The following is a 19,472-nucleotide window of genomic DNA, read 5'->3' as shown; positions in this document are numbered from 1 at the left end:
ACCCCACCCGGTACGGCTCACACCTGCGCGTGCCGCTTGTCGGCGAGGTGGGCGCGCAGCCCCTCACCCTCGATGTCCACGTTGGGCAGGATCTTGTTCAGCCAGCGCGGCAGCCACCAGGCGGCGTTGTTGAGCAGCGACATCACCGCCGGCACGATCGTCATGCGGACCACGAACGCGTCGATGGCGACACCGATCGCGAGCGCGAAGCCCATCGACTTGATGATCGGGTCCTCCAGGAAGACGAAGCCGCCGAACACCGAGATCATGATGAGCGCGGCGGCGGTGACCACCCGGGCGCCGTGCCCCATGCCGTTGATGGTGGCCTGCTGGGCGGTGTCGCCGTGCACGAAGTCCTCGCGCATCCGGGAGACCAGGAAGACCTCGTAGTCCATGGCCAGGCCGAACAGGATGCCGATGAGCAGGATCGGCAGGAAGCTGACCAGCGGGGCCGGGGTGTCCAGGCCGACCAGGTCGGCCAGGTGGCCCTGCTGGAACACCGCGACGGTGATGCCGAACGTGGCCGCCACGGTGAGCAGGAAGCCCAGCGCCGCCTTGACCGGCACCAGAATCGACCGGAACACCAGCATCAGCAGCAGGATCGACAGGCCCACCACCAGCAGCAGGTAGACCGGCAGCGCGTCGGAGAGCTTCTCCGACACGTCGATGCCGACCGCTGTGACGCCGGTGAGCAGCACGTCGACGTCCTGGATGCCGGAGACCTGCTTGCGGATGTCGTGCACCACCGTCTCGGTGGCCTCGTCGGTCGGCCCGGACTTCGGGATCACCCCGATCAGCGCGGTACGCCCCGACGGGTCGACCTGCGGCGGGGCCACCGCCAGCACCCCGTCGGTCTTCTGGATCAGCGCGGTCACCTGCGGGATGGCGCCCTGGGTGGCCTGCGGCGAGTCGGCAGTCACCACGACGGCGAGCCGGCCGGTGAAGCCGGGACCGAAGCCCTCGCGGATCAGGTCGCTGCTGACCCGGGCCGGGGTGCCCTCGGCGGCGGCGGAGGCGTCCGGCAGCGCCAGGCGCATGTCCTGCGCCGGGAGCGCGAGCAGGCCGAGGCCGAGCAGCCCGACCAGGATCACCGGGATGCGCAGCCTGGTCACCCACCGCGCCCAGCGGAAGCCGAAGCCGGAGCGGTCCTCCGAGCCGGTGGTCGGGTCCTCGACCGCCTTGCGGTCACGCAGCTTGCGCGGCAGGACCTTGTGGCCGGCGAAACCGAGCAGCGCCGGGGCCAGCGTGATCGCCACCAGCACGGCCACGGTGACCGTGCCGGCGGCGGCCAGGCCCATCACGGTGAGGAACGGGATGCCCACCACGGCCAGGCCGGCGAGCGCCACCACGACCGTCGCGCCGGCGAAGACCACAGCCGAGCCGGCCGTGCCGACCGCGCGGCCGACCGCCTCCTCCGGAGAGAGGCCGTCGAGCAGGTTCTGCCGGTGCCGGGAGGTGATGAACAACGAGTAGTCGATGCCGACAGCGAGGCCGAGCATCAGCGCCAGGATCGGCGCGGTGCTGGTCAGCTCGACCGCGCCGCTGAGCGCGAACAGGCCGGCCATGCCGACGCCGACACCGATCAGCGCGTTCAGCATGGTCATCCCGGCCGCCACGAGCGAGCCGAACGTGATCACCAGGACGATCGCCGCGACCAGCACGCCGATCGCCTCGGTCGAGCCGACCTCCGGCTCACCGTTCAGCACCTCGCCGCCGGGGGCGATCTGCCAGCCCTGCGCCTCGGCCTGCGCGCCGACCTTCTCGTACGCGTCGCGCTGCTCGTCGGTGACCTCGTCCGCCCCACCGGCGAACTGCACCTGGATCAGCGCGTACCGGCCGTCGGGGGTGAGCGCCTGCGCCTGGTACGGGTCGACCGCGCCGACCACGCCGGGCAGCGTGGCCGCCTCCTGCGTGACCTGCGTGACCACCGCTTGTCCGGCGGGTGAGGTGAGGGCGCCGTCCTGCGGCGCCTTGATCGCGATCGTGCCGGTGGCGCCACTCGCCGCCGGGAAGCGGTCGGCGAGCAGGTCGATCGCCTTCTGCGACTCGGTGCCCGGCATGGTGAAGTTGCTCGCCGTCGGGCCCCTCAGCGTGGCCGCTGCCAGGCCGAGTCCGACGAGTACGACGAGCCAGACGACGGCGACGAGTCGCCGTCGGCGCAGGGATGCCCGGCCGAGCCGGTACAGCAGGGTCGCCATGGACCTTCCTTGTCCTCGGGTTCGGATCAGGTGGTGACTTCGAGCGCGCGGTACGCCACGGCGAGCAGCGCGGGACGGAGCTGCTCGTCGGGGATGTCCAGGAACTCGCCGCAGGTCTCGGCGATGCCGGCGAGCACGACCAGGGCCGCGACGCGGGCCTCCGGACGGTCGGAGAAGCCGGCGAACGCCGCGACCAGCCGTTCGGAGATCTGCTGGATGTGCGTGAACGTGGGTTGCTGGAGCAGGTCGGAGAACTCGCCCCGGAGCAGCGCGATCTCGCGGCGGAAGCGGACCGCCAGGTCGACGAAGCCCTCGGCCGCGACGCCTTGGGCCTCGGCGCCGGTGTGCGCGGCGATCCGGGCGTCCAGCTCCTCCAGCATCGCGATGGCCGGGGCCATCAGCTCGCAGAGCAGGGCGTCCTTGCTGGCGAAGTGGTAGAGCACCGTCGCCTTGGAACAGCCGACATCGCGGGCGATGTCCTGCAGTGAGGTGCCCTTGTACCCGGTGAGGGCGAACCGGCGAGCGGCCGCTGCCAGCAGCTCGTCGTGGGTGGCGGTGGTCGGTCGCGCCATGTCCTCCAGCATGCCTGACCGATCGGTCAGGTGCTGACCGATCGGTCAGATCCGGTCCGTGGTGTTCGCCACAATGACCGGTCTGTGCAGGTCAGGACGGTGTGCCGGTCCAGTCGGCGAGCCATTCCCCGGACCAGGTGAGCGCGCCGGAGCGCAGGTCGGCGACGAGCCGGCGTACCCAGTCCAGCTCGGCGCGGAGCAGCGCCAGCTGGTACTCGTCCTCGATCAGGAAGAGCCGGGGCAGCTCTACCCCGGCCAGCGTCGCCTCACGCTCGCGCAACCGTGCCTCGATGGCGCCGACCCGCTGGTCGAGCCGCCGGGCCGCCTCCTCGGGCGGCAGGATCGGCAGGAACGACAGGGCGGCGGGGAACTCCGGGAACTCCCGGGCGGGGGTGGCGAGCGCGTCGGTGAGCCACTCGTCGAGCGTGCGCCGGCCGGCCGGCGTGAGCGCGTACACGGTGCGCTCCGGCCGCCCCTCCTCGCGCCTGGTCTCGGCCACCCGGATCAGTTCGTCGCGGCGCAGCCGCTCGATGGTCTGGTAGATGCTGTTGCGCTGCGCGACGTTCACCACGTCCTGCTTGTCCCGCTCCCGGATGAGCTGCTGCATCCGGTACGCGTGCATCGGCTCCTCGACCAGGAGGGCCAGCACCATCATCGCCAGCGGCGAGCGACGAACCGTCATGGCACCACCCTAGGTGCCCCCTGTCGCGCCATAGTCATTTTATGTATAGTCATGGAATGACTAACTCTCTCGTCGTCGGTGCCGGACTGGCCGGCCCGGTTGCCGCCATGGCGCTGCGGCGCGCCGGCATCGACGCCTCCGTGTACGAGGCTTATCCGCGGGACGCGATCGGGGTGGGCGCGTTCCTGACGCTGTCGGCCAACGGGCTCGACGCGCTGCGCGCGATCGAACTCGACGGCCTGGTGGCCGGGCTCGGACACCCGACGCCCCGGATGCTCATGCACAACCACAGAGGGCGCCGGCTCGCCGAGTTCGGGGTGCCCGGCAGCCGTACGGTCGGCCGCTCCGACCTCTACCGGGCGCTGCGCGACGAGGCGCTGCGCCGGGGCGTCGAGTTCGTCCACGGCGCGCGGCTGACCGGCGCCGAGACGACTGACGGCGGGGTGACGGCCCGGTTCGCCGACGGCCGTACCGCCCGCGGTGACCTGCTGGTCGGCGCCGATGGGCTGCGCTCCCGGGTCCGCACGCTGATCGACCCGGCCGCGCCCGCGCCGCGCTACGTGCCGCTGCTGAACGCCGGTGGCTTCGCCCGGGGGCTGCGCCTGCCCGACGAGCGCGGCGTGATGCAGATGATGTTCGGCCGGCGCTGCTTCTTCTGCTGGATCGTGGTGGGGGAGGACGAGGTCTGGTGGTTCGCCAACCCGCCGCAGCCGGTCGAGCCGAGCCGGGAGCGGCCCGCGGCGACCGACCCGGACGAGGCCCGGTCCCGGCTGCGGGCGCTGCTCGCCGGCGACCCGGGACCGGCGACGCGGATCCTCGACCACACCGAGCGGATCGAGTACGGCTGGCCCACGTACGACCTGCCCTCGGTGCCGGTCTGGCACCGCGACCGCATGATCGTGATCGGCGACGCGGCGCACACCGCCGCCCCCTCCTCCGGCCAGGGCGCGGCGATGGCCTTCGAGGACGCCGTCCAGCTCGCCCGCTGCCTGCGCGACCTGCCGGACGTGCCGGCCGCGTTCCGGGCCTACGAGCGGCTGCGCCGCGACCGGGTGCAGCGGGTGGTCGCGCAGGGGCGGCGGACCAGCACCACGAAGGTCGCCGGCCCGGTCGGGCGGCTGATCCGGGACCTGGGCATGCCACTGGCCGCCCGTTACCTGGCGCGCGACGGCGGCGCCGCCCAGGCCTGGCTGTTCGACCACCACATCGACTGGGCCGAGCGGGTGCCGGACTGAGTCAGGCCGGTGGGCGGCCGTGCGTGCGGTCGTACTCGGCCCGGGCCGCGCTGATCGCCTCGCGGTGCCGCTCGGCCCAGCTCGTCAGCGCCACCAGCGACTCGTACAGCTCCCGGGCCATCGGGGTGGCGGTGTACTCCACCTTCGGCGGCACGGTGGGATGCACCTGCCGGTGCAGCAGCCCGTCCCGCTCCAGGTTGCGCAGCGTCAGCGTCAACATCCGGCGGCTGATCCCCTCGACCCGGCGCTCCAACTCGGTGAAGCGGATCGGGCCGGCCGAGGCGGCGATCAGGATGCCGATGGCCCACTTGCCGCCGACCCGGTCCAGCGCCTCCCGCACGGTGCAGGCGCTCGCCTGCTCCGCAGGGCCTGCTCCGCACCGGTCCGCCTCCGCCTCACCCACCTCCCGATCGTCTCAGGTGCGGGCCGCCGGGACGCGCGGGACGCCGTGTCGGGGTTGCCGAGCCGGGCCCGGCCCGGGATGGTGGTCCGATGGCCGCCGCTGACGAGACCCGTGCCGGAGTGTCGCTGACCAACCTCGACCAGCCGCTGTTCGACGGCGCCGGGGCGACCAAACGCGACCTGGTCGACTACCTCGACGCGGTGGGCGACCGGATCCTGCCGGAGCTGCGGGACCGGCCGTTGTCGGTGCTGCGGGTGCGGCCCGGCCAGGAGCCGTTCATGCAGAAGAACCTGCCGAAGTACACGCCCGACTGGGTCCGCCGCACCGAGGTGTGGGCGGAGGCGTCGCACCGGAAGATCTCGTACGCCCTCTGCGACGACCGGCGGACGCTGCTCTGGTTCGCCAACCAGCGGGCGGTGGAGTACCATCCGACGCTGGCCCGCACCGGGGCGCCCGAGCACCCGACCCACCTGGTGCTCGACCTCGACCCGCCGGAGGGGGACGCGTTCGGCGCCGTGGTGCGGGTCGCGCTGCTGGTGCGCCAGGCGCTCGCCGACGCCGGGCTGGCCGGCGCGGTGAAGACGAGCGGGGCGAAAGGACTGCACGTGATCGTGCCGGTGGATCCGGCCACCACGGCGGAGGAGGCCGCCGCCGCGACCCGGGCGCTCGCCGCCCGTACCGAACGGCTCGACCCGGCGGCCGCGACCACCGCGTTCATCGTCGCCGACCGCGGCGGCCGCGTCTTCGTCGACTCCACCCGGGCGTACGGGGCGACAGTGGTGGCCGCCTACAGCCCTCGGATCCGGCCCGGCGCCCCGGTGTCGTACCCGGTGGGCTGGACCGACTTGGAGAGCGCGAGCCCGGCCGACTTCACCGTGCGGACCGTGCCCGCGCTGCTCGGTGACCGGGATCCCTGGGCGGAGGCGCTGCCCGCGCCGCAGCGGCTGCCTGCGGACCTGGTCGAGCAGGGTCGGACGATTCCGGTGGCCCGGGTGCAGGCGATGCACGAGGGCAAGCGCCGCGCGAAGGCCCGCCGCGAGGCCGGGTGAGGGTTGCTCAGGTGGCCCGGGACACGACGAAGGCCCTCGACCGGGCTGGTCAAGGGCCTTGCGGTGATCGCGGTTTGCTGGCAAGTGTGCCCCCGGCAGGATTCGAACCTGCGCCCCCGCCTCCGGAGGGCGGTGCTCTATCCCCTGAGCTACGGGGGCTCAGCGACCCGAGAAGAGTAGCAAACCCCCTCCCGGATCACCGAATCGGTACCCCTGCGAGTCGATCTTCGTCGGTCAGGCGGCGGCGACGGCGCGACCGCAGCTCGGCAGCGGGTGCAGCACGACCCGCCGGGGCAGCCGGCGCGGCCACTCGTTGCGCGGCCACGAGCCGTCCACGATCAGGTGCACCGTGCGTTCCTCGGCGCCGCTGAGCCGCAGGACGAAGTCCCGGGGCAGTGGCGGGTCCACCGACGGTGTGGTGACCATGAACCGCACCCGTCCCCGTGAGGAGACCGCCGAGACCACGTCGGCGGCGGGCATGGTGCCGCGCAGGCGTACCCGGCCGATCCAGTAGACCTCGGCGGCGTGCTCCTGGGCCGCCCGCGTGATCGCCGGGTACTCGCCGCGTACCCAGCGCTCGACCGCGCCGACGCACAGGCCGCAGGCCCGCTCGCGCGGCTCGCGGGGCCCGAGCCCCCAGGCCCGCAGGTACGCCCCGACGGTGCCGGCGTCCATCGTCAGCCCGAACCGGCGCTCGATGAGGACGGTCAGGCTCTGCCGTGTCCAGAGCTCCTCGTCGAGGCCGAACTCGTCGGGGTGGATCCCCCGGAGCACGTCGATGAGTTCGAGTTCCTGTTCGCGGCTGAGCGTTCCCGGCTCGCCCTGCCGCAGTCCGCGACGGACGGCTGCCACCGCTCCGTCACCGCCGATGGTGTGGCGTCGGCACCAGCTGGTCACCGACCGCCCTGCGTCTCTGAGTGCAACCCCCACGTCTTGGGCAACGAGCCCGAATCACAACTGGTCACGCATAAGGCAGCAACCTTCTCGTTCCTAACTTAGGACTCATATAGAAGCCAACGGACAAAAGGGGCATTCTACCCGGCCGTACATGACGACGTGTACGACGCTCGTAGCTCCGGGTGTAGCGGATGTGCCTAGCGTGTCTCCACTGCACTGAGGAGGTCACCCGATGCCATACATCGTTGGAGCGGTAGTCCTGGTAGGGGCAATCGCGATGCTGAACCTGATCTTTACCCTTGGCGTCGTTCGTCGCCTCCGGGAGCACTCGCAGCTGCTCGCGCAGCCACACGGCGGCACCGGCTCGAACGAGGGCCTGTTCCCGGCGGGCGAGCGGATCGACGACTTCACCGCCCACACCGTGCAAGGTGCGGTGGTCAACCGGGCCATGCTCCCCCGGGGGGCTGTCGTCGCCTTCTTCTCACCGAACTGCCAGCCGTGCATCGAAAAGGTGCCCGACTTCATCGAGTACGCGTCCGCGCAGCCGGACGGCCCGTCCCGCGTCTTCGCCGTGGTCGCGGCGGCGGACGACTTCGAGACGAAGGACATGGTCCGGCAGCTGTCGCCCGTCGCGACGGTGCTGGCGGCCAAGGGTGGGCAGCCGATGCTCGACGTCTTCAAGGGCAGCGGCTTCCCTGCCATCTACGTGATGGGCGACGCCGGGGTCGTGGAGTCGGGCGGGCACACGCTCTCCCACCTCCCCGTGCTGGCGTCCGCGCGACGCTGACCACGGCCCCCGGTGCTCGTGGGAACACGGAAGACCCGGTGAGGACATCACTGGCGGCGGTGCGGCTCGCGTGGCGGGCCGCACCGGCGTTCGTCCTCTGTTACGGATGCGTGGTTTTCGGACAGGCCGGCGTGCCGGTGGCAGCCGCCTGGCTGATGAAGCAGTTGATCGACGAGATCGATCCGCGCTTCGGCGCGGGCGACCACACGGTGGCGGTGGCCCTGGCGCTGACCGGGGTCGGAGTGCTGGCGGCGCTCCTGCCGCAGCTCGAACGGTTTCTCGGCGAGCACCTCGGCCGCGCGACCGGCCTGCTGGCGCAGGACCGGCTCTATGCTGCGCTCGACACCTTCTCGGGATTGAGACGCTTCGAGGATCCCGCGTTCCAGGATCGATTGCGGCTGGCCCAGCAGGCGGCCGGCGTCACGTCGACCCAACTTGTCAGCGACCTGTTCGGCATCGTCGCCAAGGTGCTGACCCTCGCGGGTTTCGTCACCGCTCTCTCCCTGATCAGTCCCATGATGGTCGGGTTCGTGATCGCCGCTGTCGTCCCGGTGCTGCTGGCCGAGCTGAAACTGGCCCGCCAGCGGGCGGTCCTGGCATGGGGGCTCAGCCCGGTCGAACGGCGGGAACTGTTCTTCAGCGGGCTGCTCTCCAGCCTGGAGGCGGCGACGGAGATCCGGTTGTTCAACATCGGGTCGTTCCTGCGTCGACGGATGCTCGGTGAGCGGACGATCGCCAATCGGGCCCGGAGCGCTCAGGAGAGACGTGAGCTCCGCACCCAGGCCCTGCTGGCGGTCCTCGCCGCTGCGGTCTCCGGTGGGGGACTGCTGTGGGCCGTCGCGCGGGCGCGCGCCGGTGTGTTCTCGGTCGGCGACCTGACGCTCTTCGTGACCAGCGTCGGCGGTGTCCAGACCGCACTGAGCGCGGCGGTGCTGGTCGTCGCCAGGAGCAATCAGCAACTGATGCTGTTCCGGCATTACCAGGACGTCATCGATGCGGAGCCCGACTTGCCGGTGCCGGCCGGCCCCGTCCCGATCACCGCACTACGTCGGGGCATCGAACTGCGCGACGTCTGGTTCCGATACGCCGACGACCACCCGTGGGTCCTCCGGGGCGTCAACCTCTTCATCCCACAGGGCGCTGTGCTGGGTCTGGTCGGCCGCAACGGGGCGGGCAAGAGCACCCTGGTCAAACTTCTGTGCCGGTTCTACGACCCGACGAGGGGAGAGATCCTCTGGGACGGCGTCGACCTGCGCCAGTACGACCCGCGGGCCCTGCGTGAGCGGATCTCCGCGCTGTTCCAGGACTTCATGCACTACGACCTGTCGGCGGCGGAGAACGTAGCCATCGGTGACATACGGCGGCTCGGTGACCGGGATGCGATCCAGGAGGCGAGCCGCGTGGCCGGCTCACACGCGGCCCTCGCCGCACTGCCCCGTGGTTACGACACGCTGCTCACGCGGATGTTCCGCAACTTCGGTGAGGAGGAGGAAGCGCAGAGCGGCGTGCTTCTCTCCGGCGGCCAGTGGCAGCGGATCGCGCTGGCGCGCGCCATGTTCCGGGGCCGGCGCGACCTGATGATCCTCGACGAGCCCAGCGCGGGTCTGGACGCTGTCGCCGAACACGAGGTGAACGATCTGGTGAGACGGCACCGGACGGGCGCAACCGCAGTGCTGATCTCGCACCGCATGAGTTCGCTACGCGACGCCGACGTGCTGGCGGTGCTGCGTGACGGGTGCATCACCGAACTCGGTAGCCACGAGGAACTGGTCGGCCGGGGTGGCGAATACGCGGAGCTCTACGAGACGCAGGCGTCGGGCTACTCGGACATGCAGAGATCTCCTAGTTAGGACACGACACATGCAGTACGTAGAAGTTCTCGGACGAACGGTCCTGGCGCTCGTGTTCGTCGCATCGGCAGTCGGCAAGATCAAGAGTGGTGCCGCCTTCGTGGCCTTCCGGAAGGGCCTGGCGGACATGCGCGTGTTGCCGAAGGCCGTCGTGCCGACCGTGGCTGTCGCGGTAGTGGTCGGCGAGATCATCACCGTGGTGCTGCTCGGCCTCCCGAGCGCTGGCACGGGCACGGCGGGGTTCGTGCTCGCCATCGTTCTGCTCGCGTCGTTCACCGCGGCGATCGGTCTGGTGCTGGCCCGCGGCACTCGCGTCGCCTGTCCCTGCTTCGGCGGCTCCGCTGTCGACTTCGGCCGCCGGCACCTCGTCCGGAACGGGCTGCTGCTGGCCATCGGGTTCGCCGGGCTGGTCGGCGGGGCGAGCGACGCGCCGCTCGCACTGCCCGCCGTGCTGCTCTCCATCGGTGGCGCGGTGGTGATCGCGGTGGTCGTGGTGGCGTTCGAAGACATCGCCGAGGTCCTGGCGCCGTCGCCCGGAGCGGGAGCCCGATGACCGGGCTGTGGCTTGCGGTGCCGGTGTGCGTCGCAGTGGGCGCAGTCGTCCTCGCTCGCCGGCGGCTGCTGCTGGTGCAGGTGCAGGGCCAGAGCATGGAGCCGACGCTTCGGGCAGGCAGCCGCGTTCTGGCGCGTCGGATGCGAGGCGCCAGGCCGGTGGCGGGCCAGGTCGTGGTGGTAGGCCAACCGCCGCCCTGGCGTTCGGTCGACTCATGGCAGGCAGGTGTTCGGGTCGGTCCGGAGGGATTCTGGCCGGCCGGCGAGTCCGAGCCGGACAAGAAGTGGATCGTCAAGCGAGTGGCGGCCACCGAAGGGGAGCCGGTGCCGCCGGAGTTCCGTCAGTGGCGCTCGGCGCTCGGCGCCGTGGTGCCCGCCGGGCAGATGTTGGTGCTCGGTGACAATCCGGATCGGAGCTTCGACTCACGTCGATTCGGCTACGTGGCGACCGAATCAGTGCTGGGCGTTGTCCTCGGATCGCCTTGATGGACCGAATACAGAAGGCTCTGTGCATTTGCTGGCGCAGTCGTTGTACCAAGCCCGTCTAATCTCGAGGAAATCCCCCAGGAGAAGGAGGAAAATGTGAGGAATACCCTGGAGCGTCTCGGCGCGCGAATGCTCGGCCGGGTCGTCCCGAAGGTTCCGGCGCAGGCGAAGGTCTGTGCCTGCGACCCGGGGTCCTGCTACTGCCGCAACTACTCGCTCCGCGAAGCCTGCTGCTGCAAGGCGGACTGCCTGACCCACTACTGCAAGTGCCTGACGTCGGTCTGCGGTCCCTGGTAGTAGGCAGAAAAGAAGCGGGCCGCTCATCCGATGGAAGGAGCGGCCCGCTTCCTTTGCTCGTCAGCGGCAGCCGTTGATGGGGCAGTAGCAGTAGGTCGTCACGCAATCGCTGTTGCACCTGCACCGGACGGTGCCACTGGTGCACCACGTCGACCCCGGATCGCACCCGCACACCTTGGCGACGGCCACGACGCGGGGGACTACCCGGCTCAGTGCCTGGTCCGCCATCCGGGTGAGCATTGCGGTCATTGTGGCCTCCATCTGATCGCGGATGTTGATGCCGACAGGCTATTCCTTTCCCATACAGCGATCGTGACAGATGTCGTACATTCAGCTGTCGTTAGCTGACCTTGTGCTTGGAGAGGTCGGAGGCGAAAACCCGGACGAGATCCGGCAGGTCGAAATAGCCGGGTGCCGGTGTCTCCAGCAGGTGGAAATCGATAAGGGTTTCCAGCTCCGAGGGGCCGATCTGGAGCGTGGACCGGGAGCCTCCCGGCCTGAACAGATGGGCGATGTCCGACTGCCGGAAGCGCGTGGGAAACAAGGCCAGCCGGCTCAGCAATTCGATGGCGGCCGGCTGCTCCGCTGCCAGTTCGTCGAGCGCGGAACGGAGATATTCCCGCAGCGAGGACTCGCCGAGCCGGAGGCCCTCAAGGCGGCCACAGCCATCTTTCAGGCTGTCCCGCAACATGGCGACCGACCAATTCGGCCGGCTGGCCAGCCGCGCTGCTGCGGCGCGGAGCACCAGCGGGATCCCGCCGCAGAGTCGTACGATCTCGGCCGCCGCTCGTTGATCGGCACGTATCACGGCGGGGTCGACCAGTGATCCGAGCAGCCGAAGGCCGTCGGCGTCGTCCAGTGGACCCAGTCGCGTCTGGCGACCCGCCTGGGTGAGCGCGAACTCGCGTGAACTCGTGACGATCGCGGACGAACCCGGGTACGCGGGCAGCAGCGCGACCACTGAGCTCTCGCAGACGGCGTTGTCGATCACGATCAGGAGACGATGGGAGGCGAGGACGGATCGAAGCAGGCAGGTCGCTTCGGAGAGGGTGGCGTCGGATGGGACGTCCCGACCGAGGCTCCTCAGCAGATGCCGGACGGCGTGAAGCGTCGTGGTCGAGGTGTGCGGCGAGCCGCATTCCCGGAGATTGACGTACAACTGGCCGTCCGGAAACGCGTCGCGCAGCCCGTGAGCGACGCGGCTGGCCAGCGCCGACTTCCCGGTCCCGAGCGGCCCCCGGATCAGGGCGACCATCGGCGCGTCGGTGTCGGCTGCCGTCATCGCCTCCCTCAGCAGCCGCTCCTCCTTCTCCCGCCCGACGAAGGGAACGGGCGGCGCTGGCACCTGGAGCGGTATGGGGCGTGAACCTTCGTCCGCGGCGGGCCGGCCGGCGCTCTGCCGCCCCCGCGCGTGATCCGGCGGAGTCCCGTACCGTCCGCTCGCAGCGTCTGCGGGCGGCCCGACCGATGTCTGATCAGCGAGCGCCGAGGCGGCGGGCAGGTCCCTCCGCAGGATCGAACGCTGCAGCTCGACCAGTTCGTCGCCGGGCTCGATACCGAGCTGATCGACAAGTGTCCGGCGTGCCCTCGCGTAGGTCTCGAGCGCCTCGCCGGCCGCGCCACTGCAGTACTGGGCCAGCATCAACTGCTGCCAGAGCCGTTCCCGCAGCGGGTGCTCAGCAGTCAGCCGGAGAAGCTCGGGGATGAGCTCGGCGTACCGGCCCAGGCCCAGCCAGGCATCGGCGCGTTCCTCCAGGGCGATCGTCCGTGACTCGTCAAGCGAATCCAGCGCGCTGCCGAGCCAGCCGCTGCGCGGCAGCCCTTCCCCGGCCGCTCCGGTCCAGAGCTGCAGAGCCTCACCGAGGGAACTCGCGGCGTCCGACAACCTGCCCGAGGCGGTAGCCGCCCGGGCGCGAGCCGTCAGTTCCTCGAACTGGCTGAGGTCCAGCAGGTGAGGCGGCACATTGAGCCGGTATCCGAGGCGGATGGTGGTCAGGCTGATGCCCGCGTTCCCGGTGGATCGCAGCGAATGCCGGATCGCTGTGGCGTATGTCCGCAGATTTTCCAAGGCCGAAGCCGGCCGTTCTTCGGGCCACAGCGCGCTTACCAGGCGATCGGTTGGCATGACCGAGTTGGGATCCAGCATCAACGCCGCGAGCAGCTGTTTCGGCTTGATGCCTGCGGGGGCGGATGACGTGCCCTCCACGAGCACGTCGATCGGCCCCAGAATTTTTAGTTGAACGTTCACTTGCCCCCCGTTGCGTCCGGCCCTCTGTAAGCGGCCAGCTACAGGATAGGTCAGGATCGACGTCCGGTGGGGGCGTGAATGATCGACATATGGGACTGCCCGGGATGACAGACGCCGATGCCGGCTGACCCGAACGGTCAGCCGGCATCGGCGTCCGACCTCAGCCCTTCGCCTGTCGCTGCAGGTCGAGCAGGCTGTTCAGTTCGTTCTGCTGGGTGGCCTTCATGGTGCCGGCCACGCGCACCACCTCGCTGTTGTCGCTCGCCTTGAGGATGGCGTCGGCCATGTGGATGCCGCCGAGGTGATGTTCGATCATGAGGGCCAGAAACTGCCGGTCCACCTCGATGCCCTGCGCCTCGCGCAACTGCTTCATCGCCGCGCTGCTGGCCATGCCTGGCATGAGCCCGTCGCGCATCGACGCCCGGCCGTCCGGCATCCAGGACATCGGCGGCTCGGAGCCGGTCGGGCTCAGGCCCCACTCGCGAAGCCACGTCTGCATCGCACCGATCTCACCCTGTTGCCCGGTCGCGATGTCGACGGCGATCTGGCGTACGCCCGGCAGGGTGGCGGACCGGTAGGCGGTGAGGCTCATCTCCACGGCCTGGGAGTGGTGGGTCGTCATGTCCCGGGCGAAGCCGGCTTCGGCGGAGTTGTCCCCGGGCCGGGTGAGCTGTGGGGTGAGGAAACCGCCGGCGTACCCGAGTAGGAGGCCGACCACGAGGGTCACCGTCAGCGCCAGGGCGCCGAAACGACGGGGAACGTGGACGTCCTGGTCGACGTCCGGGGCCGCCGCCGGTTCGACGTCGGTGGTGTCGGTGGCATTCATGCTGACCCCTTACTGAGTCGGCATCTGCGGGCCGAGGTCACGAGGGGTGGTGCCCGTCGCCGTCACGCCCTGGTTGCACAGGGCGGTCGGGCCCTCGACCGAGGCGTTGACCCGCAGATCCTTGATGAACTCGTCGATCCGCTTGTCGTCCGCGTTGTCCACCTTCAGCTGGTAACCCCAGGCCTGGAGGGAGATCGGCTTGTCGAGGCCCTCGTACGGGCTCATCATCATCTTCTCCGTGCCGCGGACCTTGCTGGCCAGTTTCTCGACCTGGTCCTGCGGCAGATCGCTGCGGTAGGTGATCCACACCGCCCCGTGCTCCAGGCTGTGCACCGCGTGCTCGTTGGCGATGGGGGCGTCGTAGACGTCGCCCATGCAGTTCTGCCAGGCGTCGTTGTGCACGCCGCCGACCGGCGGGAGGTACTTGTACTTCAGGGGGCCCGACTGGTGCTTCTCGTACTTCAGGCTCTCGGGGTCCTTGTCGCGGTAGTTCACGAGGCCGTCGATCGCGTCGGCCCGCTTCTGCCAGGGCTGGGCGCCCTGGTAGACCGCCCAGGCGCCGACGCCGATGATGCCCACGGCCAGTACGCCGACCGCGACGAACAGGGCGATCGGGCCCCACGAGCGGCCCTGGCTGACCTTCACCGGGGCGATCGGCTTGCGGCCCTTGCCCCCGGCGCCCTGCCGTGGCGTGCCCTTGCCGCCCTCGGCCTTGCCCGAGCCGGCCTTCGCGGCGGGCTTGTCGGCAGCCGCGGGCCGGCCGGCGGCCGGCTTCTTGCCGGTGCTGACCACGGTGGGACGGCGTTCCGGGCCGCCCGGGGTGCTGATGCTCATCGTGCCTCGTCAGGTCGGTCGGTCAGGGGGAGTGCGGGACCGGTTCACATGCTGGGTCGCCGCCGCGGTGGCCGAGTCTACCCCCGATAACATGGATCAGTGACTCCCGCAGAACTCGCCGAGGTCGTCCTCGCCGCAGCCCACGCCGTCTTCGACGAGCGGGGACTGGACCGCGCCGCGCTGCCCGCGCAGACCACCGTCGAGCGACCCCGTAATCCCGATCACGGTGACTACGCCTCGACGCTGGCGCTCCAGCTCAGCAAGAAGGTCGGTGTGCCCCCGCGGGAGCTGGCCACCGCGCTGGCCGACGAACTGGCGAAGGCGCCGGGGATCAAGTCGGTGGAGATCGCCGGGCCCGGCTTCCTGAACGTCCGCCTGGACGCGGCCGCCGCCGGCCAGCTCGCCAAGGTCATCGTCGAGGCCGGTCCGGCGTACGGGCGCAGCGACACGCTCGCCGGTCAGCGGATCAACCTGGAGTTCGTCTCGGCGAACCCGACCGGCCCGGTGCACATCGGCGGGGTCCGCTGGGCGGCAGTCGGCGACGCGCTCAGCCGCCTGCTCCGCGCCACCGGCGCCGACGTGGGCACGGAGTACTACTTCAACGACGCCGGCTCCCAGATCGACCGGTTCGCCCGGTCGCTGCTGGCCGCCGCGAAGGGCGAGCCCGCGCCGGAGGACGGCTACGGCGGTGCGTACATCGCGGAGATCGCCGCCGCTGTGGTCCGGCTGCGGCCGGATGTGCTGGACCTCACCGACGACGCCGCCGAGGAGGTGTTCCGGACCGAGGGCGTCCAGCTGATGTTCTCGGAGATCAAGTCCTCGCTGCGCGACTTCGGTGTGGAGTTCGACACCTACTTCAACGAGAAGGACCTGCACGACCGGGGCGCGCTGGACGCCGCGCTGGACCGGCTGCGCGAGCAGGGGCACGTCTTCGAGTCCGAGGGCGCGACCTGGCTGCGCACCACCGAGTTCGGCGACGACAAGGACCGGGTGCTGCGCAAGTCCAACGGCGAGTGGACGTACTTCGCCGCCGACTGCGCGTACTACCTGGACAAGCGGGAGCGCGGCTTCGACCGGGTCGTGATCATGCTGGGCGCCGACCACCACGGCTACATCGGCCGGATGAAGGCGATGTCCGCGTGCTTCGGCGACGACCCGGCGCACAACCTGGAGATCCTCATCGGCCAGCTGGTCAACCTGGTCCGCGACGGCGCCCCGGTGCGGATGAGCAAGCGGGCCGGTACCGTGGTCACGCTGGAGGACCTGGTCGACGCCATCGGCGTGGACGCCGCCCGGTACGCGCTGGCCCGCTACTCGGCCGACTCGCCCATCGACATCGACGTCGAGCTGTGGACCCGGGCCAAGAACGACAACCCGGTCTACTACGTGCAGTACGTCGCGGCGCGTACCGCCGGGGCGGCCCGCAACGCGGCCGAGATCGGGCTGACCCGTGGTGACGCCGCCGCGTTCCAGCCGGAGCTGCTCGGCCACGACAAGGAGAACGAGCTGCTCAAGGCGCTCGCCGAGTTCCCGGCCGTGGTGGCCACCGCCGCCGAACTGCGCGAACCGCACCGGGTGGCGCGCTACCTGGAGGAGAGCGTGGCGCAGGCGTACCACCGGTTCTACGACAACTGCCGGATCGCCCCGCAGGGCGACGAGGAGATCACCGACACCCACCGGGCCCGGCTCTGGCTCAACGACGCCACCCGGGTGGTCATCGCCAACGGCCTGCACCTGCTCGGGGTGTCCGCGCCGGAGCGGATGTAACGGCATGCGGGCTCACGAGGCGGGAGCGCTGCACGGCGAGATCGGCACCAGGGGGCCGGCCTGGCTGCGTACCCCGGTCGACGTCAACGCCCTGGTGCCGCAACTGTGGCCGCGCAACGTGGCGCGCGGCCCCGGCGGCGCGCTGACCGTCGCGGGCGTGGACGTCCGCGACCTGGCCGCCGACTACGGCACCCCGGCGTACGTGCTCGACGAGGACGACCTGCGGGAGCGCTGCCGCGAGTTCCGGGCGGCCTTCCCGGACGCGGACGTGTACTACGCCGGCAAGGCGTTCCTGTGCCGCGCCGTGGTGCGGATGATCGCCGAGGAGGGCCTGTTCCTCGACGTCTGCACCGGCGGTGAGCTGGCCATCGCGCTGTCGGCCGGGATGGAGCCTGCGCGGATCGGCTTCCACGGGAACAACAAGTCGGTGGCGGAGCTGACCCGGGCGGTGGACGCCGGCGTGGGCCGGATCATCGTCGACTCGTTCGCCGAGATCGACCGGCTCTCCGAGCTGGCCCGCGAACGCGGGGTACGCCCGAAGGTGCTGGTCCGGGTCACCGTCGGCGTGGAGGCGCACACCCACGAGTTCATCGCCACCGCGCACGAGGACCAGAAGTTCGGGTTCTCGCTGGCGGGCGGCGCCGCCGCGGCGGCCGCCTTCAAGATCCTCGACGAGGACGTGCTGGAGCTGCGCGGGCTGCATTCGCACATCGGCTCGCAGATCTTCGACGCCAGCGGCTTCGAGGTGTCCGCCCGCCGGGTGCTCGAGCTCCAGGCGCGGATCCGCGACGCACGGGGCGTGGAGCTGCCCGAGCTCGACCTGGGCGGCGGCTTCGGCATCGCCTACACCACCCAGGACGACCCGGCCTCGCCGCACGAGCTGGCGAAGCGGCTGCGCAAGATCGTCGACGGGGAGTGCGCGGCGGAGAACCTCGCCGTGCCGCACCTGTCCGTCGAGCCGGGCCGCGCGATCGTCGGTCCGGCCGTGTTCACGCTCTACCAGGTCGGGACCGTCAAGTCCGTGCCGTTGGGCGCCGGCGGTGACGCAGCGGAGGGTCGTGCTTATGTCAGCGTGGACGGGGGGATGAGCGACAACATCCGGACCGCCCTCTACGACGCCTCGTACTCGGCCACCCTGGCGAACCGCACGTCGGCCGCGCAGCCGAAGCTCGCCCGCGTGGTGGGAAAGCACTGTGAGTCCGGGGACATCGTGGTGAAGGATGAATTCCTGCCCGGTGACGTGCAGCCCGGAGATCTTGTCGCGGTACCCGGCACCGGGGCCTACTGCCGGAGCATGGCGAGCAACTACAACCATGTCCCGCGGCCCCCGGTTGTCGCCGTCCGCGAAGGTCGGGCGCGGCTGATCGTCCGCCGGGAGACCGAAGACGACCTGCTGGCATTGGATGTGGGATGACCTCACCGGTTCGCTTGGCGCTGCTCGGCTGCGGCACTGTCGGCAGCGACGTGGTCCGGCTGCTGCACGAGCAGTCGGCAGACCTCGCCGCCCGGATCGGCGCCCCGCTGGAGATCGCCGGGATCGCCGTACGCCGGATCGGCCGTGACCGCGGCGACCTGCCGGTCGACCCGGCGCTGTTCACCACCGACGCGCTCGGGCTGATCAAGCGCGACGACGTGGACGTGGTGGTCGAGGTGGTCGGCGGCATCGAGCCGGCCCGGGGCTGGCTGGTCGAGGCGCTGCGCGCGGGCAAGAGCGTGGTCACCGCCAACAAGGCGCTGCTCGCCGAGGACGGCGCGTCACTGCACGACGCCGCCGCCGAGGGCGGCGCCGACCTCTACTACGAGGCGAGCGTCGCCGGGGCCATCCCGCTGCTGCGCCCGCTGCGCGAGTCGCTGCACGGAGACCGGATCACCCGGGTCACCGGCATCGTGAACGGCACCACGAACTTCATTCTCTCCGCCATGGACGCCACCGGCGCCGGGTTCGCCGATGCGCTGGAGGAGGCCACCGAGCTGGGGTACGCCGAGGCCGACCCGACGGCCGACGTGGAGGGCTTCGACGCCGCGGCCAAGGCCGCCATTCTCGCCTCGCTGGCGTTCCACACCCGGGTGACCGCCGCCGACGTGCACCGCGAGGGCATCACCGAGGTGACCGCCGCCGACGTGGCCAGCGCGAAGGCCATGGGCTGCACGATCAAGCTGCTCTGCATCGCGGCCCGGGGCGTCGGTCCGGACGGCCGGGAGACCGTGAACGTTCGGGTGCACCCGGCGATGATCCCGCTGACCCACCCGCTCGCCAGCGTCGGCGACGCGTTCAACGCGGTCTTCGTCGAGGCCGACGCCGCCGGGCAGCTCATGTTCTACGGCCGGGGCGCCGGTGGCGCGCCCACCGCCAGCGCGGTGCTCGGCGACGTGGTGGCGGTGGCCCGCAACCGCCTCGCCGGGGTGCGCGCGGCGAGCGAGTCGGCGTACGCGGACCTGTCGGTGCGGCCGATGGGCGAGGCGCTCACCCGCTACCACATCAGCCTCGACGTGGCCGACCGGCCGGGCGTGCTGGCCGGGGTGGCCAGCGTCTTCGCCCGGCACGAGGTGTCCATCGCCACGGTCCGTCAGGGCCCGGCCGGCGGTGACGCGGAACTCGTTATCGTCACCCACGTCGCGCCCGACGCCGCGCTCGCGGCCACCGTGCGGGAACTGCGCGGACTCGACATCGTCCGGTCGGTGACGAGTGTGCTGCGGGTGGAGGGCGGCGCGTAACCCACGCGTCCCGCCTGATGGTTAGGTCAGGGTGTGCCGGTGACCGGCCGGGCCGGCTGGGTCACGCTGGTGGC

At 70.9% G+C, this 19,472-nt stretch carries 18 protein-coding genes and 1 tRNA gene; 10 read left to right on the top strand and 9 right to left on the bottom strand.

Annotated features, from left to right (window positions below; all coding sequences use genetic code 11):
• Nucleotides 1-17 precede the first annotated feature (17 nt).
• The 3 genes from ACFYON_RS19865 to ACFYON_RS19855 all read right to left on the bottom strand — a co-directional run bounded on the left by ACFYON_RS19865 (nucleotide 18) and on the right by ACFYON_RS19855 (nucleotide 3,452).
• Nucleotides 18-2,198 (bottom strand): MMPL family transporter, encoded by a 2,181-nt coding sequence (locus ACFYON_RS19865; RefSeq protein ID WP_354871402.1) that lies wholly within the window; start codon nucleotides 2,196-2,198, stop codon nucleotides 18-20.
• Between the two features lie 26 nt (nucleotides 2,199-2,224).
• A complete protein-coding gene (locus ACFYON_RS19860) occupies nucleotides 2,225-2,770 on the bottom strand; it encodes a TetR/AcrR family transcriptional regulator (protein WP_354871400.1) in 546 nt (181 codons plus the stop codon).
• A gap of 91 nt (nucleotides 2,771-2,861) precedes the next feature.
• Nucleotides 2,862-3,452, bottom strand: a complete 591-nt coding sequence (locus ACFYON_RS19855) for a PadR family transcriptional regulator (protein ID WP_354871397.1) — start codon at nucleotides 3,450-3,452, stop codon at nucleotides 2,862-2,864.
• A gap of 56 nt (nucleotides 3,453-3,508) precedes the next feature.
• Between ACFYON_RS19855 and ACFYON_RS19850 the strand changes: the two genes are divergently transcribed.
• The gene (locus tag ACFYON_RS19850) at nucleotides 3,509-4,687 is read left to right on the top strand and encodes an FAD-dependent monooxygenase (RefSeq protein WP_354871395.1); all 1,179 of its coding nucleotides are present in this window, start codon (nucleotides 3,509-3,511) and stop codon (nucleotides 4,685-4,687) included.
• A gap of 1 nt (nucleotide 4,688) precedes the next feature.
• Here ACFYON_RS19850 and ACFYON_RS19845 read toward each other — a convergent pair whose 3' ends face one another.
• Nucleotides 4,689-5,090 carry a helix-turn-helix domain-containing protein gene (locus tag ACFYON_RS19845; RefSeq protein ID WP_354871393.1) on the bottom strand — a complete coding sequence of 134 codons (402 nt, stop codon included), beginning with the start codon at nucleotides 5,088-5,090 and terminating at the stop codon, nucleotides 4,689-4,691.
• 89 nt (nucleotides 5,091-5,179) lie between these two features.
• Here ACFYON_RS19845 and ligD point away from each other — a divergent pair, with 89 nt between their 5' ends.
• Nucleotides 5,180-6,139 carry a non-homologous end-joining DNA ligase gene (ligD, locus tag ACFYON_RS19840; protein ID WP_354871390.1) on the top strand — a complete coding sequence of 320 codons (960 nt, stop codon included), beginning with the start codon at nucleotides 5,180-5,182 and terminating at the stop codon, nucleotides 6,137-6,139.
• An 87-nt stretch (nucleotides 6,140-6,226) separates the two neighbouring features.
• Here the strand turns inward: ligD and ACFYON_RS19835 are convergent.
• Together ACFYON_RS19835 and ACFYON_RS19830 are read right to left on the bottom strand one after the other, a co-directional pair.
• Nucleotides 6,227-6,298 (bottom strand) — tRNA-Arg (locus ACFYON_RS19835).
• Nucleotides 6,299-6,373: 75 nt separating this feature from the next.
• Entirely contained in the window at nucleotides 6,374-7,069 is a 696-nt protein-coding gene (locus ACFYON_RS19830; protein ID WP_354871387.1) for a winged helix-turn-helix domain-containing protein, read from the bottom strand.
• Nucleotides 7,070-7,313: 244 nt separating this feature from the next.
• Here ACFYON_RS19830 and ACFYON_RS19825 point away from each other — a divergent pair, with 244 nt between their 5' ends.
• The 5 genes from ACFYON_RS19825 to ACFYON_RS19805 all read left to right on the top strand — a co-directional run bounded on the left by ACFYON_RS19825 (nucleotide 7,314) and on the right by ACFYON_RS19805 (nucleotide 11,008).
• The gene (locus tag ACFYON_RS19825; RefSeq protein ID WP_354871385.1) at nucleotides 7,314-7,823 is read left to right on the top strand and encodes a hypothetical protein; all 510 of its coding nucleotides are present in this window, start codon (nucleotides 7,314-7,316) and stop codon (nucleotides 7,821-7,823) included.
• A gap of 38 nt (nucleotides 7,824-7,861) precedes the next feature.
• On the top strand, nucleotides 7,862-9,673 hold the full coding sequence (locus tag ACFYON_RS19820; RefSeq protein WP_357708275.1) for an ABC transporter ATP-binding protein: 1,812 nt from the start codon (nucleotides 7,862-7,864) through the stop codon (nucleotides 9,671-9,673).
• A gap of 10 nt (nucleotides 9,674-9,683) precedes the next feature.
• Nucleotides 9,684-10,226 (top strand): MauE/DoxX family redox-associated membrane protein, encoded by a 543-nt coding sequence (locus tag ACFYON_RS19815; protein ID WP_354871380.1) that lies wholly within the window; start codon nucleotides 9,684-9,686, stop codon nucleotides 10,224-10,226.
• Nucleotides 10,223-10,711, top strand: coding sequence for a S26 family signal peptidase (locus ACFYON_RS19810; protein ID WP_354871377.1), 489 nt, complete (start codon nucleotides 10,223-10,225; stop codon nucleotides 10,709-10,711). The genes ACFYON_RS19815 and ACFYON_RS19810 overlap by 4 nt, the downstream gene beginning before the upstream one ends.
• 96 nt (nucleotides 10,712-10,807) lie before the next feature.
• Nucleotides 10,808-11,008 (top strand): hypothetical protein, encoded by a 201-nt coding sequence (locus ACFYON_RS19805; RefSeq protein WP_354871374.1) that lies wholly within the window; start codon nucleotides 10,808-10,810, stop codon nucleotides 11,006-11,008.
• A 340-nt stretch (nucleotides 11,009-11,348) separates the two neighbouring features.
• On the opposite strand, the gene ACFYON_RS19800 is transcribed toward ACFYON_RS19805, so the two are convergent.
• From ACFYON_RS19800 to ACFYON_RS19790, 3 genes are all read right to left on the bottom strand, one after another.
• Nucleotides 11,349-13,256, bottom strand: a complete 1,908-nt coding sequence (locus ACFYON_RS19800; RefSeq protein WP_354871371.1) for a BTAD domain-containing putative transcriptional regulator — start codon at nucleotides 13,254-13,256, stop codon at nucleotides 11,349-11,351.
• Between the two features lie 160 nt (nucleotides 13,257-13,416).
• Nucleotides 13,417-14,082 carry a DUF305 domain-containing protein gene (locus ACFYON_RS19795; protein WP_354871369.1) on the bottom strand — a complete coding sequence of 222 codons (666 nt, stop codon included), beginning with the start codon at nucleotides 14,080-14,082 and terminating at the stop codon, nucleotides 13,417-13,419.
• A 9-nt stretch (nucleotides 14,083-14,091) separates the two neighbouring features.
• A complete protein-coding gene (locus ACFYON_RS19790; protein WP_387320973.1) occupies nucleotides 14,092-14,916 on the bottom strand; it encodes a DUF3105 domain-containing protein in 825 nt (274 codons plus the stop codon).
• A 99-nt stretch (nucleotides 14,917-15,015) separates the two neighbouring features.
• Here ACFYON_RS19790 and argS point away from each other — a divergent pair, with 99 nt between their 5' ends.
• From argS to ACFYON_RS19775, 3 genes are read left to right on the top strand one after another with little or no spacing between them, the layout of a single operon-like run.
• The gene (gene argS / locus ACFYON_RS19785) at nucleotides 15,016-16,683 is read left to right on the top strand and encodes an arginine--tRNA ligase (protein ID WP_354871364.1); all 1,668 of its coding nucleotides are present in this window, start codon (nucleotides 15,016-15,018) and stop codon (nucleotides 16,681-16,683) included.
• Nucleotides 16,684-16,687: 4 nt separating this feature from the next.
• The gene (gene lysA / locus ACFYON_RS19780) at nucleotides 16,688-18,097 is read left to right on the top strand and encodes a diaminopimelate decarboxylase (protein WP_387320971.1); all 1,410 of its coding nucleotides are present in this window, start codon (nucleotides 16,688-16,690) and stop codon (nucleotides 18,095-18,097) included.
• Nucleotides 18,094-19,398 (top strand): homoserine dehydrogenase, encoded by a 1,305-nt coding sequence (locus ACFYON_RS19775; RefSeq protein ID WP_354871359.1) that lies wholly within the window; start codon nucleotides 18,094-18,096, stop codon nucleotides 19,396-19,398. Before lysA ends, ACFYON_RS19775 begins: the two co-directional genes overlap by 4 nt.
• Nucleotides 19,399-19,472 lie beyond the last annotated feature (74 nt).

It is taken from the genome of Micromonospora sp. NPDC005686, from assembly GCF_042871665.1.
GTDB lineage: Bacteria > Actinomycetota > Actinomycetes > Mycobacteriales > Micromonosporaceae > Micromonospora.
Note: the sequence above shows the minus strand (reverse complement) of the source record. Positions and strands in the feature narration are given on the sequence as shown.

Coding starts and splice junctions, on each gene's coding strand:
- ACFYON_RS19850 (WP_354871395.1), top strand. CDS start 3,509: ATGACTAACTCTCTCGTCGTCGGTGCCGGACTGGCCGGCCCGGTTGCC.
- ACFYON_RS19815 (WP_354871380.1), top strand. CDS start 9,684: ATGCAGTACGTAGAAGTTCTCGGACGAACGGTCCTGGCGCTCGTGTTC.
- ACFYON_RS19775 (WP_354871359.1), top strand. CDS start 18,094: ATGACCTCACCGGTTCGCTTGGCGCTGCTCGGCTGCGGCACTGTCGGC.
- ACFYON_RS19855 (WP_354871397.1), bottom strand. CDS start 3,452: ATGACGGTTCGTCGCTCGCCGCTGGCGATGATGGTGCTGGCCCTCCTG.
- ACFYON_RS19795 (WP_354871369.1), bottom strand. CDS start 14,082: ATGAATGCCACCGACACCACCGACGTCGAACCGGCGGCGGCCCCGGAC.
- ligD (WP_354871390.1), top strand. CDS start 5,180: ATGGCCGCCGCTGACGAGACCCGTGCCGGAGTGTCGCTGACCAACCTC.
- ACFYON_RS19860 (WP_354871400.1), bottom strand. CDS start 2,770: ATGGCGCGACCGACCACCGCCACCCACGACGAGCTGCTGGCAGCGGCC.
- lysA (WP_387320971.1), top strand. CDS start 16,688: ATGCGGGCTCACGAGGCGGGAGCGCTGCACGGCGAGATCGGCACCAGG.
- ACFYON_RS19790 (WP_387320973.1), bottom strand. CDS start 14,916: ATGAGCATCAGCACCCCGGGCGGCCCGGAACGCCGTCCCACCGTGGTC.
- ACFYON_RS19810 (WP_354871377.1), top strand. CDS start 10,223: ATGACCGGGCTGTGGCTTGCGGTGCCGGTGTGCGTCGCAGTGGGCGCA.
- ACFYON_RS19825 (WP_354871385.1), top strand. CDS start 7,314: ATGCTGAACCTGATCTTTACCCTTGGCGTCGTTCGTCGCCTCCGGGAG.
- ACFYON_RS19865 (WP_354871402.1), bottom strand. CDS start 2,198: ATGGCGACCCTGCTGTACCGGCTCGGCCGGGCATCCCTGCGCCGACGG.